The organism is Marinobacter sp. L-13, assembly GCF_056857715.1.
Genome location: NZ_JBSXNQ010000018.1, coordinates 1 through 3758, shown reverse-complemented (window position 1 = coordinate 3758; position 3758 = coordinate 1). Strand labels below are relative to the sequence as shown.

7 protein-coding genes are annotated in these 3758 nt (G+C 50.9%); 1 reads left to right on the top strand and 6 read right to left on the bottom strand.

Annotation, left to right across the window (positions count from 1 at the left end):
• Positions 1-67 precede the first annotated feature (67 nt).
• The 6 genes from AC13DD_RS00805 to AC13DD_RS00780 form a co-directional block, all read right to left on the bottom strand.
• Positions 68-403, bottom strand: coding sequence for an IS3 family transposase (locus tag AC13DD_RS00805; RefSeq protein ID WP_482930709.1), 336 nt, complete (start codon positions 401-403; stop codon positions 68-70).
• 92 nt (positions 404-495) lie between these two features.
• Entirely contained in the window at positions 496-867 is a 372-nt protein-coding gene (locus AC13DD_RS00800) for a transposase (RefSeq protein ID WP_482930708.1), read from the bottom strand.
• Between the two features lie 77 nt (positions 868-944).
• The gene (locus AC13DD_RS00795) at positions 945-1280 is read right to left on the bottom strand and encodes a hypothetical protein (protein WP_303292033.1); all 336 of its coding nucleotides are present in this window, start codon (positions 1278-1280) and stop codon (positions 945-947) included.
• A gap of 103 nt (positions 1281-1383) precedes the next feature.
• Positions 1384-1857, bottom strand: coding sequence for a HEPN domain-containing protein (locus tag AC13DD_RS00790; RefSeq protein WP_482930707.1), 474 nt, complete (start codon positions 1855-1857; stop codon positions 1384-1386).
• Positions 1858-1948: 91 nt separating this feature from the next.
• Complete coding sequence (locus tag AC13DD_RS00785) at positions 1949-2248, bottom strand: type II toxin-antitoxin system RelE/ParE family toxin (protein WP_482930706.1); 300 nt, start codon at positions 2246-2248, stop codon at positions 1949-1951.
• Entirely contained in the window at positions 2249-2518 is a 270-nt protein-coding gene (locus AC13DD_RS00780) for a type II toxin-antitoxin system Phd/YefM family antitoxin (RefSeq protein WP_482930705.1), read from the bottom strand. It lies immediately after the preceding gene.
• A 413-nt stretch (positions 2519-2931) separates the two neighbouring features.
• Between AC13DD_RS00780 and AC13DD_RS00775 the strand changes: the two genes are divergently transcribed.
• Positions 2932-3636: a phage integrase N-terminal SAM-like domain-containing protein gene (locus AC13DD_RS00775; protein ID WP_482930704.1), complete on the top strand. Its 705-nt coding sequence runs from the start codon at positions 2932-2934 to the stop codon at positions 3634-3636.
• Positions 3637-3758 lie beyond the last annotated feature (122 nt).

Genomic DNA, 3758 nt, shown 5'->3' with positions numbered 1-3758 from the left:
TGCCGCTCAGGCTCACCACCCTCACAGTAGGTGGGATTGGTTCGTTACTTCCTCATGAAGCACCGGTTCAATATTCCAGATAGACTCGTGGTCCATTTGAGCTTCCATGCTCGCCCTGGACTCCGGGCACACTGTAGGTGACATCGCTGCTCCAGTGCTGGTTCACCGCGGTCGGCTTGTCAGCCTCCAGTCGATGATTGGGCAGGGCTTTCAGGTCATCCCGTCGTTTCGTCATGCGTCGATAGACGCGCACGACACGGGCCTTCATGCCCCATTCCCGCATCAGTCTGGCCACCCGGTTCTCACCGACAACCAAGCCGTCACGGCGCAGCGCCTGATAGACCCTGGGGCTGCCATAGCGGCCCTTGCTGTCGTTGTAGACCTTGCGGACCTTCAACAGCAACGCGGCATTCTCAGCGGCTCTCTGGCTGGGCTTCCGACTTGCCCAGGCGTAGTAGCCCGACCGCGAGATGTTCAGGTGGCGGCACAGCGCCTTTACTCCGTGTTGCCCTCGGTGTTTCCAGACGAACCGGAACGCTTCCGTCGTTCCTCGGCCTGAAAACGTTGAAACTTTTTTAGGATGTCATTCTCCTCCTGAAGCTCCGCTATTCGGCGTTTCAGGCGGGTAACCTCATCCTGTTCCTGGATCTTCTGCTTGGCTTCGGCTGGCGCTTTCTTGACCCGTTTCATGGCGAACTTTCCCTCTCGGTATTCCTTGCGCCAGCGTGACAGCATGAAAGGGTGGATATCCAGCGCTTCGGCCACGCCTTTCACGCTCCGATGGGCCTGGTGGCTCCATTCCACCGCTTTGACCTTGAACTCAGTGCTGTACTGCTGGGTTTTCTTCCCCGTGATCATCTCTGGCATCGTTTTTCTCCTCTTGCGGAGTTATCGATGCGTGTCCATTAGAGTGGGGGAAGTCCACTGTCCGCAAGATGCACTGGTTATACGTTTTTGTTGATGCCATAGTATTTTTTACACGTTGCCCAAAACTGCTCTTTTTTACCTTTTACATTATCGAAATAATCTTCGAAAAAGTAGTTGCGAAACCATGGAGGTGGATACGCATAAAGTTCGCCGTCCTCGCCCTTTTCACTGAGCCAAAACTTGGGCATTTCAGAGTCAATGATTTCAAATTGCTCTGGCTCATATAGGTAAGGCTCATTTTCATCACATATTACCCTAAAGGAATCACCTTCAATACCAAGGACAATATACTGTTTACCTATTGTCATATTTTGAGCTTGGTCTTCTAGGTATTTGATGAATCTTGCTTTCATTTTTTACGTATAACGCCAGCGCACAACGGCGCCCTTGGAATGAAGGCGCAGCCGCAATGTAAAGGGCGTCCGGCGGCCATCGGCCGCGAATTGATGCGCCTTGTTAGGCTTGTATACTTGGAGCATGATGCCGAACCCAAGAAATAAGTTGAAGACTCGCCTGCTGCATGACCGATGCTGGGAAATGCTCTAGCGTATGACCGTACCGAATTTCGTTCGGAAACTTGGATGCCCCAAATTCCTCTGCTTCGAGCAGCTTACCCAGTGTTGCATCACGATAATTGTCGCTTACAGAAACACCCCGAATGCGGCTTGCCGGGACGCGCTTGATAACGCCCTTTGCAACTTCTTCCTCAACAGAGCAATCAGAGACGAGCCCCATCAGCTTTGAAAGGTCGTGGGTCTTAGGGACCAATACTCCTGCCTGAGCTAGTGCATATTTCAATGCTATCTCGCACGCAACCAATGCCGTGTACAAAGCGGCCCGCTGGCCTTCGTCAGGCAAGGAGTCACTACGGAGAATAAGACCACTCGACTCGGCCATGGCCTCAGCAAATTCCAAGTTGTATTCGCTCATGGCTTCCGACTCCCTTCCTGCCTAACGCCCGCCATCACCGGTGACATAACCGCAGCGAAGCGGAGGGTTTGGCATCCGGTGCATGGCTTGGTTATGTTTCGTTTGCTGGTAATTCGAGCTGCCTCTCACTCCGCCAGACTCGTATGAGCACAACCTCTTTAGCCTGCCTGAGATAGACAACTCGAAACGGCGCGTGAATCAATTCGCGAATATGATCCATGTTGAATTCAGGAACAACTCGGCCAGCATCAGGGTGGATTTGAATCATTTCACAGCGCTCCAGGATAGCAGCCACGAAATCATCACCGATATGTGGCACATCCTGCTCTTTGTAATACTCCTGAATAGCCTGTAAGTCCTCAAGAGCGGACTGTGCGATGCGTAATTCCATTTACTTGATACCCAACGTTTTCCTAGCGTCCTCCAACGATACGGTGTTGCCCTCGCGAACATCCATAACCCCCCGCGCCACCGCCTTTACAAACCGCAATTCCTCTGCGGTTCTCTCATAATCCTCGAGCCCCTGAACAACAGCTATGCCGCGGCCACGGCTGGTGAGCAGGATGGGGCGATGCGTATCTTGCGCTCGACCAACCACCTTTCCAGGATTGATCTTCAGGTCTGATAGAGGAATGACATCCTCGGAAAATTTCACTTGCATAGTGATTACCTAGTCAACGATTTGGCACCATTAATAGCACCAGTTAACAGGTGCGGTCAAGAAACATAACAGCTTATTAGTTTGCATTCGTAGTAAACCGCATCCGTACCACCGTGTCCAAAACTGTTTCACACCGCTGATAGCGTCGATTTTTCATAGTCTTACCAGCCATTAGCTGGCCGTTTTCGGGCTTCTGCGTCCGTGAAAAGTCTGCACGCGGTTTATCCTTGCACGTTTCTGCAAGTTAAATACAGAAGACCGAAATTTTCCATCGTCAAATCAGGCACATGCAAGGCACGTCTGTGGAAAGTGTGCATAGCCTTGCAAATTAAACCGCAAGAAATTTGGCGTTTTAGAGCCTTTTTTATTATAACTGTACGCATATACAGTTATCTCGACCAGGGAGGGTCGCCGTGGCGAAATCACCGTTTCTAGAGTCTGTTCGCACAGAGATCAGGACCAGGCAGTACAGCTATCGAACCGAGAAGTCCTATCTCTACTGGGTCCGGCAGTTCATTCTTTTCAATGACAAGAAGCACCCGGAGGTGATGAGTAATCCCGAAATTGAACGTTTTTTAAATCACCTTGCAGTCAATCGAGGCGTGAGCCCAGGCACACAAAATCAGGCGCTGTGCGCGATCATTTTTGTTTACAAGCATGTGCTGAAACGGGAGATCGAAAACCTTCAGTACAAGATGACAAAAACTCCACGCCGAATGCCAACCGTTCTCAATCCCGACGAAGTCGCCTCTATTCTCGGCAACATGGAAGGTGAGTATTGGCTAATAACCGCACTCCTCTACGGGTGCGGTTTAAGAATTAATGAGGCTCTCTCGCTCAGGGTGAAAGACATCGATCTCAAGAGCCGCAACTTGCTCGTGTTCAATGGCAAAGGACGAAAAGATCGTTACACATTGATCCCCGGGAATCTCAGAGAAAACATGGAGCGCCAAATCGATCATGTCAGGTCAGTGCATGAATCCGACCTTGCAGACGGATTCGGGCTAACATCGGTGCCAGCCTCTCTTCACAAGAAGTATGGACCGATAATGAAGGATCTGGGATGGCAGTACGTTTTCCCATCGTCAACACGATGCATTCGGAGTCTGTCAACGTAGATGTCGCGTTTAAGTCATCAGCTCTTTAACAATTGGCCGCCTTTTCCGGGTTCAGAGTGACTGATTCCGGCAAGCTGAAGTTTCGGATATCACCAGACCAGCGACGCGGGTTCTCGGCTTTC